The 18435-nt window shown below is 63.6% G+C and carries 11 protein-coding genes and 1 pseudogene; 5 read left to right on the top strand and 7 right to left on the bottom strand.

Translation table 11 applies throughout. From position 1 onward, the window contains the following. From AC1D3C_RS29125 to AC1D3C_RS29105, 5 genes are all read left to right on the top strand, one after another. Positions 1-753: ABC transporter substrate-binding protein (locus AC1D3C_RS29125; protein ID WP_477485317.1), on the top strand; the 753-nt coding region annotated here is incomplete at its 5' end. 156 nt (positions 754-909) lie between these two features. Next, positions 910-1914, top strand: a complete 1005-nt coding sequence (locus AC1D3C_RS29120; RefSeq protein WP_477485316.1) for an ABC transporter permease subunit — start codon at positions 910-912, stop codon at positions 1912-1914. A gap of 77 nt (positions 1915-1991) precedes the next feature. Next, positions 1992-2858 (top strand): ABC transporter permease subunit, encoded by an 867-nt coding sequence (locus AC1D3C_RS29115; RefSeq protein WP_477485321.1) that lies wholly within the window; start codon positions 1992-1994, stop codon positions 2856-2858. A 2-nt stretch (positions 2859-2860) separates the two neighbouring features. After that, positions 2861-3718, top strand: a complete 858-nt coding sequence (locus AC1D3C_RS29110; protein ID WP_477485315.1) for an ABC transporter ATP-binding protein — start codon at positions 2861-2863, stop codon at positions 3716-3718. Then, positions 3715-4569 (top strand): dipeptide ABC transporter ATP-binding protein, encoded by an 855-nt coding sequence (locus AC1D3C_RS29105; RefSeq protein ID WP_477485314.1) that lies wholly within the window; start codon positions 3715-3717, stop codon positions 4567-4569. The genes AC1D3C_RS29110 and AC1D3C_RS29105 overlap by 4 nt, the downstream gene beginning before the upstream one ends. An 869-nt stretch (positions 4570-5438) precedes the next feature. On the opposite strand, the gene pbpC is transcribed toward AC1D3C_RS29105, so the two are convergent. The 7 genes and pseudogenes from pbpC to AC1D3C_RS29070 all read right to left on the bottom strand — a co-directional run bounded on the left by pbpC (position 5439) and on the right by AC1D3C_RS29070 (position 18431). After that, positions 5439-7520 (bottom strand): penicillin-binding protein 1C, encoded by a 2082-nt coding sequence (pbpC, locus tag AC1D3C_RS29100; protein WP_477485313.1) that lies wholly within the window; start codon positions 7518-7520, stop codon positions 5439-5441. A 16-nt stretch (positions 7521-7536) separates the two neighbouring features. After that, positions 7537-12984, bottom strand: a complete 5448-nt coding sequence (locus AC1D3C_RS29095) for an alpha-2-macroglobulin family protein (protein WP_477485312.1) — start codon at positions 12982-12984, stop codon at positions 7537-7539. A 137-nt stretch (positions 12985-13121) separates the two neighbouring features. Further along, on the bottom strand, positions 13122-13868 hold the full coding sequence (locus AC1D3C_RS29090) for an SDR family NAD(P)-dependent oxidoreductase (protein WP_477485311.1): 747 nt from the start codon (positions 13866-13868) through the stop codon (positions 13122-13124). Continuing rightward, positions 13869-14348: a PCC domain-containing protein gene (locus tag AC1D3C_RS29085; protein WP_477485320.1), complete on the bottom strand. Its 480-nt coding sequence runs from the start codon at positions 14346-14348 to the stop codon at positions 13869-13871. Between the two features lie 393 nt (positions 14349-14741). Further along, positions 14742-16373 (bottom strand): annotated as a pseudogene (locus tag AC1D3C_RS29080) (acyl-CoA synthetase); the annotation flags it as partial. Beyond that, positions 16370-17539: an acetyl-CoA acetyltransferase gene (locus tag AC1D3C_RS29075; RefSeq protein WP_477485310.1), complete on the bottom strand. Its 1170-nt coding sequence runs from the start codon at positions 17537-17539 to the stop codon at positions 16370-16372. The pseudogene AC1D3C_RS29080 and the gene AC1D3C_RS29075, both read right to left, overlap by 4 nt. Positions 17540-17555: 16 nt before the next feature. After that, positions 17556-18431: an IclR family transcriptional regulator gene (locus AC1D3C_RS29070; RefSeq protein ID WP_477485309.1), complete on the bottom strand. Its 876-nt coding sequence runs from the start codon at positions 18429-18431 to the stop codon at positions 17556-17558. Positions 18432-18435 lie beyond the last annotated feature (4 nt).

Below are 18435 nucleotides of genomic sequence, written 5' to 3'. Positions count from 1 at the left end.
GAGCAGGAAGGCCTGAACGTCGCCTACCTCGCCTACAACACGACCAAGGCTCCGTTCGACAAGGTCGAAGTCCGCAAGGCGCTGAACAAGGCGATCAACAAGAAGGCGATCGTCGATGCCGTCTTCCAGGGCATGGCGACGCCCGCCGTCAACCCGATCCCGCCGACCATGTGGTCCTACAGCAAGGCCACCCAGGACGACACGTACGACCTCGAAGCGGCCAAGAAGATGCTCGCCGACGCAGGCGTCAAGGATCTTTCCATGAAGGTCTGGGCGATGCCGGTTTCGCGTCCCTACATGCTGAATGCCCGCCGCGCTGCCGAAATCATCCAGGACGATTTCGCCAAGATCGGCGTCAAGGTCGAGATCGTCTCTTTCGAATGGGCCGAATACCTGCAGCGTTCGAAGGACAAGAACCGCGATGGCGCCGCCATCATGGGCTGGACCGGCGACAACGGCGATCCGGACAACTTCCTTGACACGCTGCTCGGCTGCGACGCCGTCGGTGGCAACAACCGCGCCCAGTGGTGCAACAAGGAATTCGACGAACTGGTGAAGAAGGCCAAAGTCGTTTCCGACCTGGCCGAGCGTACCAAGCTCTACGAACAGGCTCAGGCGGTCTTCAAGAAGGACGCTCCCTGGGCAACCATCGATCACTCCCTCGCCGTCGTTCCGATGCGCAAGGGCGTGACCGGCTTTACCCAGAGCCCGCTCGGCGACTTCACCTTCGAAGCGGTCGATATCGCGCAGTAATTTCTGCTTCACGACGATTTTGCCGCGGGACGCGTTGCGTTTCCCGCGGCATTTTCTTATGAGACGCCAAAATTTGGCGCAGACGCCACGATTGCCGCCTTCATGGCTTGACAAAACCGTGAATCGGCCACGAACCAAAAACCACGAAGGTTTCGAATGTTTGGCTTCCTGTTGCGGCGTATCGCCGTGTTGATCCCGACTTTCATCGGGGTCTCGATCATTGCTTTTTCATTTATCCGACTTCTGCCGGGTGATCCGGTTGCACTTCTTTCCGGCGAACGCGTCATGTCGCCGGAGCGGCATGCCCAGATCAGTGCCCAACTCGGTTTGGACCGGCCGCTGGTCACCCAGTATTTCGATTATCTCGGCGGCGTGCTGACCGGCGATTTCGGGTCGTCGATCGTTTCCAAGAAGCCGATCCTCGACCAGTTCTGGGCGCTGTTTCCGGCGACCGTCGAACTTTCCTTCTGTGCCATCGTCATCGCCATCGCGCTCGGCATTCCGGCCGGCGTGATCGCCGCGATCAAGCGCGGCTCGATCTTCGACCAGGGACTGATGGGCATTGCGCTGGTCGGTTATTCGATGCCGATCTTCTGGTGGGGCCTGCTGCTGATCATCCTGTTCTCCGGCACCCTGCAATGGTTCCCGGTTTCCGGCCGCATCTCGCTGATGTTCTTCTTCCCGCCGGTCACCGGCTTCATGCTGATCGATTCGCTGCTGTCGGGACAGAAGGGCGCCTTCGCCTCGGCGATCAGCCATCTTGCCCTGCCGTCGATCGTGCTTGCGACCATTCCGCTCGCGGTCATCGCCCGTCAGACGCGTTCCGCCATGCTGGAAGTGCTCTCGGAAGATTACGTCCGCACCGCCCGCGCCAAGGGCCTCTCGCCCTTCCGCGTCGTCGGCATCCATGCGCTGCGCAACGCGATGATCCCAGTCATCACCACGATCGGCCTGCAGATCGGCGTCATGCTCGCCGGCGCCATCCTGACCGAGACGATCTTCTCCTGGCCGGGCATCGGCAAGTGGATGGTCGACAGCGTCTTCCGCCGCGACTACGCCGTCATCCAGGGCGGCCTGCTCCTGATCGCGGCCATCATCATGTTCGTCAATCTCATCGTTGATCTGCTCTACGGCCTGATCAACCCCAGAATCCGACACTGAACCGGCACCAAGAAGGAGAAAATCCCGTGGCCGATACCACCGTTACCAAGATCGCCGAGCCGGTTTCCAGCGCCGCGATGCGCCGCCAGATGCTCCGCGAGTTCTGGTTCTACTTTTCCGAAAATCGCGGCGCCGTTCTGGGCCTTATCATTTTCGTCGCCCTCGTCATCGTGGCGATCTTCGCGTCGTTCATCGCCCCGCATTCGCCGTTCGAACAGTATCGCGATTTCGCCCTGCTTCCGCCGGCCTGGGCCGAGGGCGGCAACCCGTCCTATCTGCTCGGCACCGATCCTGTCGGCCGCGATATCCTGTCTCGCCTGGTCTATGGCGCGCAGTATTCGCTGTTCATCGGCGTCTTCGTGACGACGCTGTCGCTCACCGGCGGCATCATCGTCGGCCTGATCGCCGGTTATTACCGCGGCTGGGTCGATACCGTCATCATGCGCCTGATGGACATCATCCTCGCCTTCCCGTCGCTGCTGCTCGCCCTCGTGCTCGTCGCGATCCTCGGGCCGAGCCTCACCAACGGCATGATCGCCATCGCGCTCACCCTGCAGCCGCATTTCGTGCGCCTTACCCGCGCCGCCGTGATGGCCGAGAAGACCCGCGACTATGTGACCGCCGCAAGGCTTGCCGGCGCCGGCCCCATTCGCCTGATGTTCCGCACCATCCTGCCGAACTGCACCGCGCCGCTGATCGTCCAGGCGACGCTCTCCTTCTCGAACGCCATTCTCGACGCGGCCGCCCTCGGCTTCCTCGGCATGGGCGCCCAGCCGCCGGCGCCGGAATGGGGCACGATGCTTGCCGAAGCGCGTGAATTCATCCTGCGCGCCTGGTGGGTCGTCACCTTCCCCGGCGTCGCCATTCTCGTCACCGTTCTCGCCATCAACCTGATGGGCGACGGCCTGCGCGATGCGCTCGACCCGAAACTGAAGAGGTCCTGATCATGGCGCTCTTGCAAATCGACAACCTCACCGTCGAATTCGAAACCGCAACCGGCTGGTTCCGCGCCGTAGACGGCGTCTCCGTCTCGGTCGAAAAGGGCGAGGTCCTGGCCATCGTCGGCGAATCCGGCTCCGGCAAGTCCGTCGCCATGCTGGCCGTCATGGGACTTCTCCCTTGGACGGCCAAGATCACCGCCGACCGCATGCTCTTCGAAGGCCGCGACATCCAGAACATCAGCCCGACCGAGCGCCGCAAGCTGATCGGCAAGGATATCGCGATGATCTTCCAGGAGCCGGTCGCCAGCCTCAACCCGTGTTTCACGGTCGGCTTCCAGATCGAGGAAGTGCTGCGCATCCATCTCGGCCTCGACGCCAAGACCCGCCGCGCCCGCGCCGTCGAACTGTTCAGCCAGGTCGGCCTGCCCAACCCGGAAGAGCGGCTGAACCACTTTCCGCACCAGATGTCCGGCGGCCAGTGCCAGCGCGTGATGATCGCCATTGCGATCGCCTGCAATCCGAAACTGCTGATCGCCGATGAGCCGACCACCGCGCTCGACGTGACGATCCAGAAACAGATTCTCGACCTGATCATGGCGCTGCAGGCCAAGAACGGCATGGGCTTGATCATGATCACCCATGACATGGGCGTCGTCGCCGAAACCGCCGACCGCGTCGTCGTGCAATACAAGGGCCGCAAGATGGAGGAAGCCGACGTGCTTTCCCTCTTCGAAAGCCCGAAGAGCAACTATACCAAGGCGCTGCTGGCGGCGCTGCCGGAAAACGCCACCGGCGACCGCCTCACCACCGTTTCCGCCTTCTTCGACGGCAATCCGGAACCCGCGCCGGAGGCACGCGCATGAGCGATAATATGACCAACAACACCATGCTCGAAGTGCGCGACATCAAGCGCGATTACGAACTGCCCGGCGGCCTCTTCAAGCCGAAGAAGATCATCCATGCGGTGAAAGGCGTTTCCTTCAAGCTCGAACGCGGCAAGACGCTGGCGATCGTCGGCGAGAGCGGCTGCGGCAAATCCACCCTTGCCCGCATGCTGACCTTCATCGACGAACCGACCGGCGGTGATCTGCTGATCGACAACAAGAAGGTCGACACCCGCCCCGGTCACCTGACCTCGGAAATGCGCCAGAAGGTGCAGATCGTCTTCCAGAACCCCTATGGTTCGCTGAACCCGCGCCAGAAGATCGGCGACGTGCTCGGCGAACCCTTGGCGATCAATACCGACATGTCCGCCGGCGAACGCCGCGACCGCGCCAGCGAAATGCTCAAGAAGGTCGGCCTTGGCCCGGAACACTATAACCGCTACCCGCACATGTTCTCGGGCGGCCAGCGCCAGCGCATCGCGATTGCCCGCGCGCTGATGATGAACCCGAAGCTTCTCGTGCTCGACGAACCGGTTTCGGCGCTCGACCTTTCGGTGCAGGCCCAGGTGCTGAACCTGCTCGCCGACCTGCAGGACGAATTCAACCTCACCTACGTCTTCATCAGCCACGACCTCTCGGTGGTGCGTTATATCGCCGACGAGGTGATGGTGATGTATTTCGGCGAGGCCGTGGAATACGGCACCCGCGAAGAAGTCTTCTCGGATCCGAAGCACGACTATACCCGCACGCTTTTCAAGGCGACACCGCGGGCGGATATCGAGTCCATCCGGGCTCGTGTGGCGAAGAAGAAGGCGGCGGCCGCAGCCTAGGACGCCCTTCGAAGCGATTGCATCATGCTTTCCGAAAGCCGATTTTCGGGAATATTGAGCGGTCCGGTCGCTGGGCGGTTTGAGAGAGGTTGTTCCGTGAGGCACCCCCCTCTGCCCTGCCGGGCATCTCCCCCTCAAGGGGGGAGATCGAAGGAGGCGCGCTCTGCGGTCTCTCTCTGATTGTTCGACGGCAGGAAGCTGGCAGGGGAGAGTTCGGCAAGCTCAAGGCTTTTGGTTGGGTAAGACCTCGCTTCTGGCCGATCTCCCCCCTTGAGGGGGAGATGTCCGGCAGGACAGAGGGGGGTATGACGAGGCACGCCTCCGATTACTTCTGGCTTTCGCCCGTGGATAATTGATCGCCACCCTCCAAGCATCTCCAACGACTTAACCGCCTCATCGTCCCCGCCCTTCCAACCCATGCCTACAATCCGCTTGCTTCCGTCGCCGGAGTGTTTCGCGAGACGTTCGCGGGCAGGCGGGAGCCGGCGCTTTCATCGGAACCGTAACGTGCGGCGATGGTGGAAGAGGTGAAAGCCATGGCGGCAAGGTCTTCGGATCAAGCCGCCTATCAAGCCTCCCCCGGACAGCCATGTCCGGTTCGGTTGAGCCGTGCAAGTGGCAGGCCTGTCCCGAAAGGATGGGCGCGAATAAAGCCACGCAGCGAGGCGAGATGATCACCTGTAGGGGCCGGAAGCCCCGAAAAGACGCCGAAGGCCACGCGAATGCGGAGCCACCATTAATAAATCAATCGAGGTTCCGCATTCGTGTGGGCTCTCCGATCTTTGAAAACCACGGCAGGAGACTGCGCGGGGCTCCCTAGTGTTGGCCGAAGCCAAGCGGACGCCTTCCTCGCGGAAGCTCCAACATTTCTATTCCACGAAAACCCTGACGCTCGCGGCCCGGCCGGCGGCGTCGATCACTGTCAGCGTCGAATAACCGGCGCCGTCCGGCGTCCATTCACTGGTCCGGCGACGGGATAGCTCGCTGAGCGGCTTGCCATTGGCGAGCCAGCGGAACGGTGCACGGCCACCCTGCAGCTTCAGGACCAGCGGCGAGATGTCGCCCGATTGCGCCCCGAGATCGACGCGCGCACCCTCCGGCGGATAGACGATCTGCGGTGCGGGCTCCCGCGTCGAGGCAGAAAACAGCCCGCTCGCCGTCATCGAGAAACGCCGCTGGCTGATCGGCAGTTCGGTCTGCGCAATGCGCACGGCCCCCGACGGTGCCGAGGGCAGCGGCGTGATCGGCACGCCGGACTTTGAAAACGCCTCGAACAGGATCGGCGCCGCGGTCTGATAACCGGCAATGCCCGGCACCGCGCCATTGTCCGGCCGCCCGACCCAGACGCCGAGCACATGACGCCCGTCGAAGCCGACCGACCAGGCGTCACGATAACCGTAGCTCGTGCCGGTCTTGTAGGCGATGCCGAGCCTTCGGCTGCCCTGCGGCGGCAGGACATCCGAGAGAATATCGGCGACGTTCCACACCGCCTGCGGATCGAGAAGCGGCTCGCCGTCGATCATGCCCGGCTGGTCCTCGATGCCGTTGCCGATCCGCATCGGATTGCCGCGATTGGCGAGCGCCGCATAGGCCTGCACCAGATCCTTGAGCGTGAGGCCGACGCCACCGAGGCCGATCGCCAGACCCGGCGCCTCGTTGGCCGGCAGGACCGGCCGCACGTCGGCCCGGCGGAAACGGATCATCAGCCGCGACGGGCCGACGGCATCCAGCAGCCGCACCGCCGGCACGTTGAGCGACAGCTGCAGCGCCTGGCGGACGCTGACATCGCCCTGGTAGGTCATGTCGAAATTTTTTGGCCGGTAACCGAAGAAATCCGCCGGCCGGTCCTCGATGATCGTTTCCTGGGACACCAGCCCCTGCTCGAAGGCGAGGCCATAGATGAACGGCTTCAGCGTCGAGCCCGGCGAGCGGTTGACCCGCGTCATGTCCACCCAGCCGGACCGGCTCGCATCGAAATAATCGGCAGAGCCGACTTCGCCGACGATCGCGCCGGTGGTGATATCCGCCATCACCATGGCCACCGAGACCTTCGGGCTGAGCTTGACCGAGGCCTCCCTCGCGACCTGCTCCAGCCCCTGCTGGATGCTGCGTTTCAATGTCGTCCTGTGCTGGTCGATCTTCGGCTGCTTGCGGATCGCCGCTTCGGCGAGATGCGCAGCATAGGCCGGCAATTGCAGCCGGCGTGCCGGGATGCCGTCGCGTGCCGCCCGCTCCGCTTCGCCGTCGCCAGTGAACGCCGCCACGGCCGAACGCATCAGCACGCGCTCCCGCGCCGCCTGGGCGATCTGGAAATGTCGGTCTGGCCGCCGGCCTTCCGGGGATTGCGGCAGAGCAACAAGAAGAGCCGCTTCCGCCACCGTCAGCCGCCGCGGCTCCTTGCCGAAATAGGCAAGGCTTGCTGCCCGCACGCCCTCGAGATTGCCGCCATAGGGCGCGTGGGTCAGGTAGAGTTCGAGGATTTCTTTCTTGGACAGCCGCCGCTCGATCTGGACCGCGCGCACGACCTGGCGGAGCTTTGCCGTCAGGGAGCGGCTCTCGCGGGGCTCGATCAGTCGCGCCACCTGCATCGACAGCGTCGAAGCCCCCGAGACGACATGGCCGTTGGTGACGAGTTGCAGCATCGCTCGGCCGAGCGCCCACGGATCGACGCCGGCATGCTCGTAGAAACGCTGGTCCTCATAGGCGACCAGCATTTTCAGGAAGCGCGGGTCGACGTTTTCGGTGCTCGTGCGAAGCCGCCAGCGGCCTTCCGGCGTCGCGAAGGCGCGCAGCAGTTCGCCATCCGCATCCAGTACTTCGGCGGAAACCACCCGCGCCTTTTCGAGCGGCGGCGGATAGGCCCTGTCGGCCGCTTCGAGGCCGACGATCAGCCCCGCCGCAACGACGAGGCCGATAGCCAGACCGATCGAAAGTTTCCACCTGAGCTTCATCGGAACGAGCTGCCGCTTACTGGGCGGCAAGCACCTCCATCTTGCCGGTTGCGGTACGGGCCGAGAACTGCGGACGATACATGTCCTCGACCTGGGCAGCCGGATGATCGTAGACGCCCGGCGTTACGGCGCGGACCACATAGGCAAGCGTGATCTCGCGGTTGTCGCCGGCGCTCCGGTCGAAGGCCGCAACGAACCGGTCGTTGCGGAACTCGGTATGGGCTGCCTGCACCTCCTCGATCCAATCGAAATTGGCAAGGCTCGCGCTGTTGACGATGCTCGGATTGTCGATCTCGAACCCGGCCGGCAGAAGGTCGGTGACGACGATGCGCGACGGCCAGTTGTTGCTCTCGGTGATCTTGATCACCGCGACATAACGCTGGTTCTGCTGCGCTTCGCTGACATTGGCCTCCTCGCCGTCCATCGAATAGTAGGTGCGGGTAATCTTGAACCCGTCACCACCGGCCGGCAGCGGCTGTGCCGGCGCCGCGACCGTGGTGATCGAGGCAGACAGCGGATCGGCACTGTTGTTCTTGACGGTCAGCGGATGGCCGATCAGCGCATCGCCGGTCATCTGCGACATCAGCGTGCCGCGATGATCGGCACCGTTGACCTGCAGGCGCAGACCGTCGTCACCGTTCTGCAGCGCGCGGGCGGCGAGCAGCATCCAGGTCTGTTCCTGGGTGCTGGTGTATTTCTTCTGCCCCCATTCCTTGGCAACGATGGTAGCGAGTGCCGGGACGATCGGCGGCACCGGCCGGCTTTCGGCGGCGAGCGCCAGAACCGCGGCACCATCTCGCAAGGACGAGCCATAGTCCGAGCGCGACAGGCTGACCCGGTGGATCTGCGCGTCCTGCGACATCTGCAGCGAGGCCGCAAAGATATTCTTTGACCGCTGCGCATCGCCATAAAGTGCCAGCGCCGCGGCAATATGGGCCTTGGCGAGCGGCGTCGGGAAGTCGTTCAGCATCGTGTCGGCGTAGTAGCGAAGGTCGCTGATCGCGGCCTTGCGGTTGCGGGCGAGCACATAGAGCGCATAAGCGATCTCGTTGCCCTGATCCTTGATGTTGTTGGTGAAGCCGAGCGAGTTCTGCAGGCTGTCGAGAGCCTGGACGAGCGCCTGTTCAGGCACGTCGTAACCCTGTTCGCGGGCCCGGCTGAGGAAGTCGCTTACGTAGGAATCGAGCCACAGATCGCCGCCGCCCGGCCCCCAGAGGCCGAAACTGCCGGCCGAGGACTGGTAGGACAGCACGCGATAGATCGCGTCCTGGACCCGCTTCTTGACTTCCGTATCGTCGGCAAGGCCGTTCTGCACCGCCATCTGGCTGAGATAGAGAAGCGGCAGGGCGCGGCTGGTCGTCTGTTCGGCGCAGCCATAGGGATACCGGCTGAGGCTCATCAGCAGCGCGGGGATGTCGAAGGCGGTGGAGCGGCTGACATTCACGCTGATCGAGGCACCCGGCAGGATGCTGTCGGCGAGCAGGTTGGAATCGACCGTGACGCTGGCGCCCGGCTTCAGCTCGACAAGCCGCTGCTGGGTGATCGGCATGGCAGCCGGCCGCACCGGAATATCGAGCACCTGGTCCAGCGACATGCCCGACGCATTCGAAAGGCGGATCGAGATCGACCCGTCACCCGGCTCGACACCGCGAAGCGCGAGCGTGACATCCGATTTGCCGCCGGCTGAAAGTGTGATCTTTCCGGTCCCCTTCTGATCGACGGAGACGGGCTTGTTGGTGGTGATGGCGAGCTGGTAATCGCCGGCCGGCGCATCGGTATTGGCGATGTCGAGCCTGAGATTGGTCTGGTCGCCAGGTGCCAGGAAGCGCGGCAGGCTGGCTGTCACCACAACCGGATCGCGGATCACCACGTCTTTGACGCCATGCCCAACGCCGGTCTTCGACCAGGCAACCGCCATGACACGCGCCGTGCCGTTGAACTGCGGAATGTCGAAGGAGACATTCGCCTTACCCTGCGCGTCGAGTTTCACCGGGCCTGAGAAGAAGGCGATCAGCTTTTCCTTCGGCGGGCTCGACTGCAGCGCCGCGCTGCCGCCGTCGCCGCCGGTGCGCAACCGTCCGGTGGCACCGAGCGAGCCGTCGATTAGACGGCCATAGAGGTCGCGGATTTCGAGACCGAGGCGGCGCTGGCCAAAATACCAGTCGTCCGGCGCCGGAGGCTGGTAGCGCGTCAGATTGAGGATGCCGACATCCACCGCAGCGACGGTGACATAGGCGTCCTGATTGGCGCCTGCTCCGGCGACCTGTAGCGAGATGTTGAGCGGCTGCCGCGGCAGCGTCTTTTCCGGCGCGGTGATCGATACCTGCAGATCGCGGTTTTCCGGATCGACCTTCAGCCAGGTGACGCCGATGGCGCGCATCGGCATGCGGCTTTCCTGCGCCTGGCCCGGACGATAAAGCGTCGCGGTGACATAGGACCCGGCACCCCAGGCAGCCGTGACCGGAATGTCCACCTCGCCGCCGCTTGCGCCGATGCTCGCGGTCTTGACCGCAATCAGGCTCTCCGAACCCGACGTGATCATCAGCTCGCCGGCGTAACGCGACGAGACCTTGAGCTTGGCCGTCTCGCCGACCTTGTAGCTCTGCTTGTCCAGTGCGATTTCCAGCGCATCCGGGGTTTCGGTCGAGGTCGCGGTCACGAACCAGCCGGCGTCGAATTCGACGCTGGACGTGGGTCCGCCGATATCGGCGGTTTCGACTTCGAGCCGGTAGCGGCCCCATTTAACTGGAACGGAAACCTTGCCGCCATCGGCCGTGACATTCACCGTGCCGTTGGCAGCCTGGCTGGTGCGGGTCACCGGCTCATATCGCCAGGACGAGCCGTCGCGATACCATTGATAGTCGCGGTCGATCTTGACCAGTTTCCAGGGCAGGTTCTGCACCGCCTGCTTCTTGCCGGCCTCGTCCACCATGATCACGGTGAAATTGCCGACCGAGTTTTCGCCGAGATCGCCGGAAAATTCCGGCTTGATGCCGATCCGGGCGCCTTCCGCCTTGACCGGCAGGGTGATCGAACGCTCGATCGCCCGCCCGCCTGCCTCCTGCATGCGCACCACGATATCGGCGTTGACGAGCTGCGTCGTCGACGGCGCTTCGGAAACGGTCGCGTCGAAGGTAACCTTGCCGTCGTCGTCGAGCGGTTCGAGCGCCTCCAGCGGAATGCGAACCGCTTCGCTCGCCTCTTCATCGACGAGGCCGAACTGGTAGCCCGGGAAGGCCGGATTTTCGCGCGTCGTCTTCAGCGCAATCTCGCCTTCGAGATTGAGGCCGGCCGCCGGCGCTCCATAGAGATAACGGCCGTCGATACTGACCGGCACCGGTTCCCCGACCGCGATTTCCTTGGCGTCGCTGGTCATGTCGAATTCGATGCGGTCCGGCACGAAGTCGTCAACGAGGAAGGTCTTTTCGCTGATTGCCGACCCCTTGGGATCGGTGAAGATCTGCATCGTCCAGGTGCCGCGCATGGAGGTCGCCAGCAGCGGCAGATCGAGCGCATAACCGCCGAGCGAGCCGTTGTTGACGATGCGCCGATCCTCGACGCCGTCAGGCCGCAGAAAGACGAACGTCAGCGGCAGGTTCTCGATCGCCGTCGCATCGATATTGCGGGCAAGCGCCGAGGCATGCACGGTTTCGCCGGGGCGGTAGATGCCGCGTTCGGTCCAGGGCAGGATGTCGATCGCGCCAGGCGCCGGGCGCCCGGTGACGCCGCGGTCGGAAAGATCGAAGCCGGCGCGAGCCATGTCGAGGAAGACATAGTCCTGGCCGTTGTTCTGGGCCGCCAGAACCGCCGGCACCATCGCCGCCGTACCGCGCATCAGGCCGGCGGTAAACACCGCGCGGCCATCCGCATCGGTCTTCGCCGTGCCGAGGATCTCGTTGTTCTTGGCGAGAAGCTGCAGGTCGACGCCGGCCATTGGCTTGGCGCTGCCGAGCGAGCGGGCAAAGACGTTGAGGCCGTCCGTGCCGGCATAGGTGGTGAGCCCGATATCGGATACCACGAACCATTGCGTCGCCTTGGTATCGTATTCCTGGCTCGGCGCGTTGGCGGCGGCGGCCGTCAGCATGTAAACGCCGGGTTTGCGGGTCGGCAGAGCCTCGTCGACGGGGAAGCTGGTCACCACGTCCTTGTTGAGGTCCTGGGCGATGTCGATGGTGCCCTGCCAGACCAGTTCGCCGCTCTGCTCCTGGATCTGGGTAGCGTTATAACCGTCCATCTGGGTCAGGAACTGCGAATTGGCGAGCAGCGGGGCGATGCTGCGGTCCCCCACCCTGTAGAGCTTCAGATTGGCCTTTTCGGTATTGACCGAGACGATCGGAATGCCGCGGCGCGCGGTCGACGGCAGCACGAAACTGTCGCCGGTGAACCGCACGGTCGCCGAACGATCTTTGACGTAGACGTCGATATCGACCTGTGCCGCGAGCGGCTCGTCGACAGAAGAGGGCAGGCCACGGCGCAGCGACAGCTTATAGCGTTGGCCATGGGTCAAGCCTTCGACGCAGATCTGGCTGTCCTTGGCCTCCATCGCCTTCGGCGCCTGGCCGTTGAGCACGACAAAGGGCGCGTAATCGACGCCGATCTTCACCAGCGGTTCGGAGAACTGCACGCAGACGCGCGGGTTGGCGCTATCGGCATCGACTGTGTTGCCCGTCACGCGGAAACCCTGGCGTTCACGCAGGTCGTTATAGACGGCCTGAACGGTGCGGGCATTTACCAGCGCCAGGCTCGCCTTGTAGGCGTTGAGCGCGGCGCGATAATTCTGCTGCTTGGCGAGCGCGGCCCCAAGAACCGCCAGCGCATCGGCACGGGCCTGCGTCGTGCGTGAAAGCTGATAGCYGTTGACGGCGGCAAGCGTGCCTTCGCCGTCGACCGTGGTGTTGTTCTTCGCGGTGCTGGCAGCACGGGCAAGCTCGATCCACAGCGCACCGTCATCGGGGATGATCGAGAGCGCGCCTTTGAAATTGTAGACGGCCGTGTCGACATTGCCGGCCAGAACCTGGCCCTGGGCGATCGTCTTCAAATTTTCGACGCCGTAGCCCTGCTGGTTGTCGCCAAGCGTCAGGCCATCCTTCTGATCGCGCGCCTGCTGGAGAACTTCTTCCGAGAGGAAGGACAGTTTCGGCGGGGCGCCGATATCGGGTTCAACGGCGGTTACGACAATCTTGCCGGCGGTCGCACCCGGAAACGGGTTGAGCTGGCTGTAATCCGACTTGAGGAAGCACCATTTGGCTTTCTCGTTATAGGTGAAAGCCTTGCAGGCATTGTCGCCGATGCAGGCCGCCTCGCACTGGGGCTGGCTGACATTCTTCACGGTTCGAAGATCGAAACCGAGATAATCGCTGTTCGGAGTGCTTTCGATCCGCCGGTCGGCCGCAGTCAGCGGCGAGACGAGAGCGAAAGCGGAAACGATGAGAGCGAGAAAGCCGAATAACGCGCGCCTAGACATTGAAAGTCCCCCCGTGGCTGCCGTCGGAAGTCGGCAGTTTTCTAATCTATCCCGTGACTTGTCAACGAGCGTCGATGCGTCGAGCCACCTATTTTCGTGAAGAGATTGTCATATGACGAATGTCGTGCCGGAACGGTTCAGGCCATCAGCCCGGCAGCCGTGAATCCGCCATCGACGGCAAGAATCTGACCGGTCACATAGGAGGACTGGCGTTCGTCGACGAGAAAGGCGATTGCCGTGGCAATCTCCTCCGGCCGACCGTAGCGGCGCATCGGCACGGTGCGGTTCCACTCCTCACGCGTCACCGCCGTGTGGTTCTCCTTGACCATCGGCGTCTCGATCGGACCCGGCGCAATCGCGTTGACGCGGATCAGGTCGTCGGCAAGTTCGACCGCCATGATCTTGGTGAGCGTCACCAGCGCGCCCTTCGACGCGCCATAGGCGGAACGGCCGAGATTGCCCTTGATGCCGGAGACCGAGGCGATGTGGACGATCGAACCGCCGCCGTTTTCCCGCATGATCGGCGCCAGTGCCTGCGACAGCGCAAACGCGCCGACGACATTGACCTCGTAGATCCGCCGGAGCTGGTCGGTCGTCGTATCGGCGAAACGAACGTTCGAACCGATACCGGCGCTGTTCACCAATGCCTGCAACGGGTTTTGAAGCGCCTGGCAGCGTTCCGCCAGTGCGGCGATCGCCTTCTCGTCGGTGATATCGAGAAGAACGGTGGTGAGGAGACCGGCCCGGTTGCCGAGACGTTCCGCCAACCGGTCAAGCGCCGCAGCATCGCGGTCGGCGGCCAGCACATGCCATCCGGCTTCGATCAGAAGCTCCGTCGTCGAAAGGCCGATACCCGATCCCGCACCCGTGACGACGCTGCGCATTCATCTCTCCCGATTTTCGATGATGACCAGTTCGAAGGTGACGCCGACTGGATTGTCGCCGCGCGCCAGCCGGCCGTGATAAATCACGCCTTCCGTATCGACGACCGCGGCGTCGATGGAGGCCCGAAGCCCATCCGGCGTCATTTCGAGCACGCCGTTCTCGATGGCGATCTCGGTCGCAAGGCAGACCACCCGACGCCCATCCTCGAACACGGGCTCATTGATGCTGCCGATACCGTAGATGCGGGCGCTCTCGATGCCATGCTCGCGGCAGACTTCTTCGATCGCTATCCCGATATCCTCGTTCGGGCGCACCCGCAGCAGGATGCCGTTGCCCTCGCCGCTTTCGCCCTTGGCGGAAAACAGCGTGAAATTCGTCTCCGGATCGGGGATCGACGAGAAGGTCGCGGTGGCGCTGCCATACCCTTTGACCGTGATCGGACGGCTGACGATGCTGTCGAAGGGCAACACATGCCCCATGCGCAGAGCCCCTTCGCTGGTATCCCAGATGCCGTGGCAATGCAGGAACGGCGCGCCGTCCCGCTCACCGACCATCGCAGTCGCCGAGTGGAATTTGCCGCCCGCTTGCGGCGCGAAGGTCGCGCTGTACCAGGCAGCATGATCCTCGTCCGGCGAGAAGGCCGGCAGGACATAACGGAACGGATCGCAGGCCCCACCTTCGATATTGAGGAAACCACCCTTGCAGCCCGCCTCCGCGAAGACCCGCGCCACCTCGGCCATGAAAACCTCGCCCGGCCGCAGCGCGCCCTCGACCGGCTTCAGGGCAGTCCGCACGACCTCTCGCCTGACCGGAGCGACAGGGCCCGGATGCTTGAGCTGGCGCAGCGCCGGCAGATCATTAGCCGACTTATCATCAAGCTCACCACGCCCTTGAAGCTCTTCGCGGATCATCTTCTTGGTGATCTTGCCGTAGGCGGATTTCGGCAGAGCGTCCCAGAAGATGAAGCGCTTCGGCATCTTGTAGCGGGACATCCTGCCGTCGATGAAGGCGAACAGGTCCTTGTCGGTCACCGCCGAACCCGGCTTGGCGACGCAGACGGCGATGCCGACTTCCCCCCAGAGCGGATCGGGCACGCCGAGCACAGCCACTTCGCTGATCGCCGGATGGGTAAGGAGCTTTTCCTCGATCTCGCGCGGATAGACGTTCGAGCCGCCGGAAATGTACATGTCCGAGGCGCGGCCGGTAATGTAGAGGAAACCCTCCGCATCCATATGGCCGAGGTCGCCGGTGCGGAACCAGCCGTTGCGGAACGCCTTCTCGTTGGCCTCCGGATTGTCGTAATAGCCGGCAAAGACCGCCGGGCCGATGCAGCAGATTTCACCGGTCTCGTAGGGCCCGACCTCGTCGCCCGCATCGTTCTGGATCGACACCTGCATGCCGGTGCGTTCCATGCCGCAGGTCCCGATCCTGGCGACTTCGCCGTCCTCGGCCGAATGCAAGGCTGGCGGCAGAACGGTGATTGCCCCCGTCACCTCGCCGAGCCCGAAATATTGCACGATCACAGGCCCGAGGCTTTTCAGCGCCCGCTTCTGGTCCTCGCGATACATCGGCGCGCCCGCATAGATGACGTAGCGCAGCGAGGAGTGGTCGTATGTCTCGGCGGCCGGATGCTCGACCAGCAGCTTCAGGATAGTCGGCACTGTGAACATGGTCGAGACGCGCCACTTTTCGATCAGTGCCCAGGCGGCGTCGATGTCGAACTTTTCGGTCGGCAACAGGATGGTTTTCACCCCATGCGCCACCTGGGTGAGCTGATGCACGCCAGCGCCATGCGAAAGCGGGGCGACGACCAGCGCCGCGTCGGCGGAGGTGACGCCGGGCATCAGGTCGCAGAGATGGTTGTTGATCACGAAAGCCATCTGGCCATGGGTCAGCACCGCCGCCTTCGGCCGTCCGGTCGTGCCCGACGTGAAAAAGAACCAACACGGATCGTCGCGCTCGATCCGCGCTTCGACTGGTTTTCTGCCGCCGAATTCCTCAACGAGAGCGTCATAGGAGGGCCCGAAATCCGATTCGCCTATGGCAATAGCGAAACCGATCTCCGGATTGCTTTCGCGCACTACCTGGGCGTGATCCGGAAACGATGCGTTGCAGATCATGCCCTTCGCCCCGCTTGCCTTGGCGAGATAGGCGACCTCTTCCGGCGTCTGCCGAAAATTGGCCGGCACCCAGACGGCACCGATCCGGAAACAGGCGAACATGCTCTCGAACATCTGGTTGCAGTTCTGCGACTGAACCAGGATGCGGTCACCCTTGGCCACCCCGAAACGCTGCTGCAGCGCTGCCGCCATCGCGTCGATGCGGGTCTCGAACTCTTCCCAGGTCCAGGTCTTCTCGGCCCAGACCAGCGCAACGCCCTGCGGTTCGCGGCGCATCGCCTGCGTCACGAAGCGGGCAAGGTTCATCACCCGCGTCGAGCGGGGGCTGAGCCCGCCCTTCGGTTCGGTCCGATCGCCGACGCCAACCGAGGTCGTCGCATTCATTTCGTCCGCTCCAGGATGGACACGTAATTAGCAACGGCGGCGCCGCCCATGTTGAACACACCGGCCATTGTCGCCTTCGGCAGCTGCATGTCGCCCGCCTCGCCGCAGAGCTGCATCGCCGCCATGACATGCATGGAAACGCCGGTTGCGCCGATCGGATGGCCCTTGGATTTCAGGCCCCCGGACGGATTGACCGGCAGGCGGCCGTCCTTGCGGGTAATGCCTTCGCGGATGACGCGATACCCATTGCCGGGTTCGGCAAGCCCCATCGCCTCGTATTCAATGAGTTCGGCGATGGTGAAGCAGTCATGGGTTTCGACGAAGTTGAGATCGTCGAGCGAAATGCCCGCCTCCGCCAGCGATTTCTGCCAGGCCATGCGCGCGCCCTCGAAGGCGATCGGATCGCGGCGCGACATGGCAAGGATATCGTTGACATGGTTATGCGCCTTGAAGGCGACGGCGCGCTTCATGCCAGCCGCGACTTCGGGCGCCGCAATCACCAGGGCGGCCGCACCATCCGAAACCAGCGAGCAGTCGGTGCGCCTCAGCGGCGCTGCCACATAGGGATTCTTGTCGGACACAGTGTTGCAGAAGTCGAAGCCGAAATCCTTCTGCATATGCGCATAGGGGTTCTTCATGCCGTTCGCATGGTTCTTGGCCGCGATCATCGCCAGCTCTTCCGAGCGGTCGCCATAACGCTGGAAATAGTGGCTGGCGATGCGGCCGAAGAGGCCGGCGAAGCCGCCTTCGACATCGGCCTCCTCCTCGCGGTATGAGGCCGACAGCAGGATATCGCCCGTTTCCTTGGTGGGCAGAGCCGTCATCTTTTCGGCACCGACGACCAATGCGATCTTGCCGCGCCCCGAGGCGATGAAATCGAGCGCCGAATAGAGCGCCGCGGAGCCCGTGGCGCAGGCATTCTCCATCCGCACCGCCGGCACATGGTCGAACCCGTCGGCCGCCATCGCCACCAAGGCGCCTTGGAAATCCTGCTTGGAAAAACCATTGTTGAATACGCCGACAAAAATGCCGTCGACATCCTTCGCCGTGATACCGGCATGTTCGAGGGCCGGATTGATCACCTCGGCCATCAATTCCCGCGTCGAGGCCGCTTCGGACTTGCCGAACTTCGAATGCGCCCAACCGACGATCTGCGCTCCTGCCATGACCTTCTCCTTCGTTTCAAACCCGTTCCGGTGTTCTCGACCGTGCCGCTTGCGGCGCCTTTCGAAGCGCCGGTTTTTCTGAACTGAACAGCAATTTCAGCTTGCCCTGCACCCGTTCGACCTCCTGGCCGAGCTGGGCCGCAAGCTCCTTCTGGCGCGCCTCACCCATGCGGCTGTCGATCGCGGCGATCGACAGAGCCCCGGCGAGCCGCCCGTCTGGCAGCAGAATTGCCATGCCTATCCCCCAGGAATTGGCAATCACCCGCCCGGGATTGAGCGCATAGCCGAGTTCGCGTGTGCGGACGACGTCCTCGCGGATGATATCCGTCGAATAGCCGGGATACTGGGCGGTAATGACACCTTCGATCCGGCCGAGGATGGCCTCGACTTCCGAGTCCGGCAATGCCGCCAGCATGGCAAGCGAACCGGCGCCGACGCCGAGCGGATTCTGGTCGCCGGTCAGCAGCGCATGGGTGCGCACCGGATGCGTTCCCTCCTCGCGATGCAGGCAGACGGCGTAGTCGTCACGCCGCATCGAGACGAAGCTCGTGTCGGCCGATTTGCCGGAAAGCCGCTTCAGGCTTTCGCCCGCCATCTCCAGAAGGCCATGCCGGCGGGAGGCCAGCATGCCGAGCACGTAAAGCTCCCCGCCGAGATAATATCGCCGGGTAAGCTCGTCCTGTTCGACGAGGCGAGAGCGCATCAGCGCCATCAGCAACCGGCGGGCCGTGGGTTTGTTGAGGCCGCTATCGGCGACCACATCGGCGAGCGCGACACCCTTTTCCGCGCCGCGGCCGACGATAGAGAGAAGCTGCAGCGCCCGCTCCACAGCCTGCGAGCCGGAAACGGCACCTTCCCGAAGACCCGAGGGGATCTCGATCACCTGTTGCATATGC

The organism is Neorhizobium sp. P1_A6 (assembly GCF_056406795.1).
The sequence above is the reverse complement of the archived record's forward strand: the minus strand, read 5'-3'. Positions and strand labels throughout refer to the sequence as shown.

Bases quoted from the DNA above. Each gene is read 5' to 3' on its own strand.
- AC1D3C_RS29115 (WP_477485321.1), top strand. From the start codon at position 1,992: ATGCGCCGCCAGATGCTCCGCGAGTTCTGGTTCTACTTTTCCGAAAAT.
- AC1D3C_RS29090 (WP_477485311.1), bottom strand. From the start codon at position 13,868: ATGCGCAGCGTCGTCACGGGTGCGGGATCGGGTATCGGCCTTTCGACG.
- AC1D3C_RS29120 (WP_477485316.1), top strand. From the start codon at position 910: ATGTTTGGCTTCCTGTTGCGGCGTATCGCCGTGTTGATCCCGACTTTC.
- pbpC (WP_477485313.1), bottom strand. From the start codon at position 7,520: ATGAAGCTCAGGTGGAAACTTTCGATCGGTCTGGCTATCGGCCTCGTC.
- AC1D3C_RS29075 (WP_477485310.1), bottom strand. From the start codon at position 17,539: ATGGCAGGAGCGCAGATCGTCGGTTGGGCGCATTCGAAGTTCGGCAAG.
- AC1D3C_RS29085 (WP_477485320.1), bottom strand. From the start codon at position 14,348: ATGGGGCATGTGTTGCCCTTCGACAGCATCGTCAGCCGTCCGATCACG.
- AC1D3C_RS29070 (WP_477485309.1), bottom strand. From the start codon at position 18,431: ATGCAACAGGTGATCGAGATCCCCTCGGGTCTTCGGGAAGGTGCCGTT.
- AC1D3C_RS29110 (WP_477485315.1), top strand. From the start codon at position 2,861: ATGGCGCTCTTGCAAATCGACAACCTCACCGTCGAATTCGAAACCGCA.
- AC1D3C_RS29105 (WP_477485314.1), top strand. From the start codon at position 3,715: ATGAGCGATAATATGACCAACAACACCATGCTCGAAGTGCGCGACATC.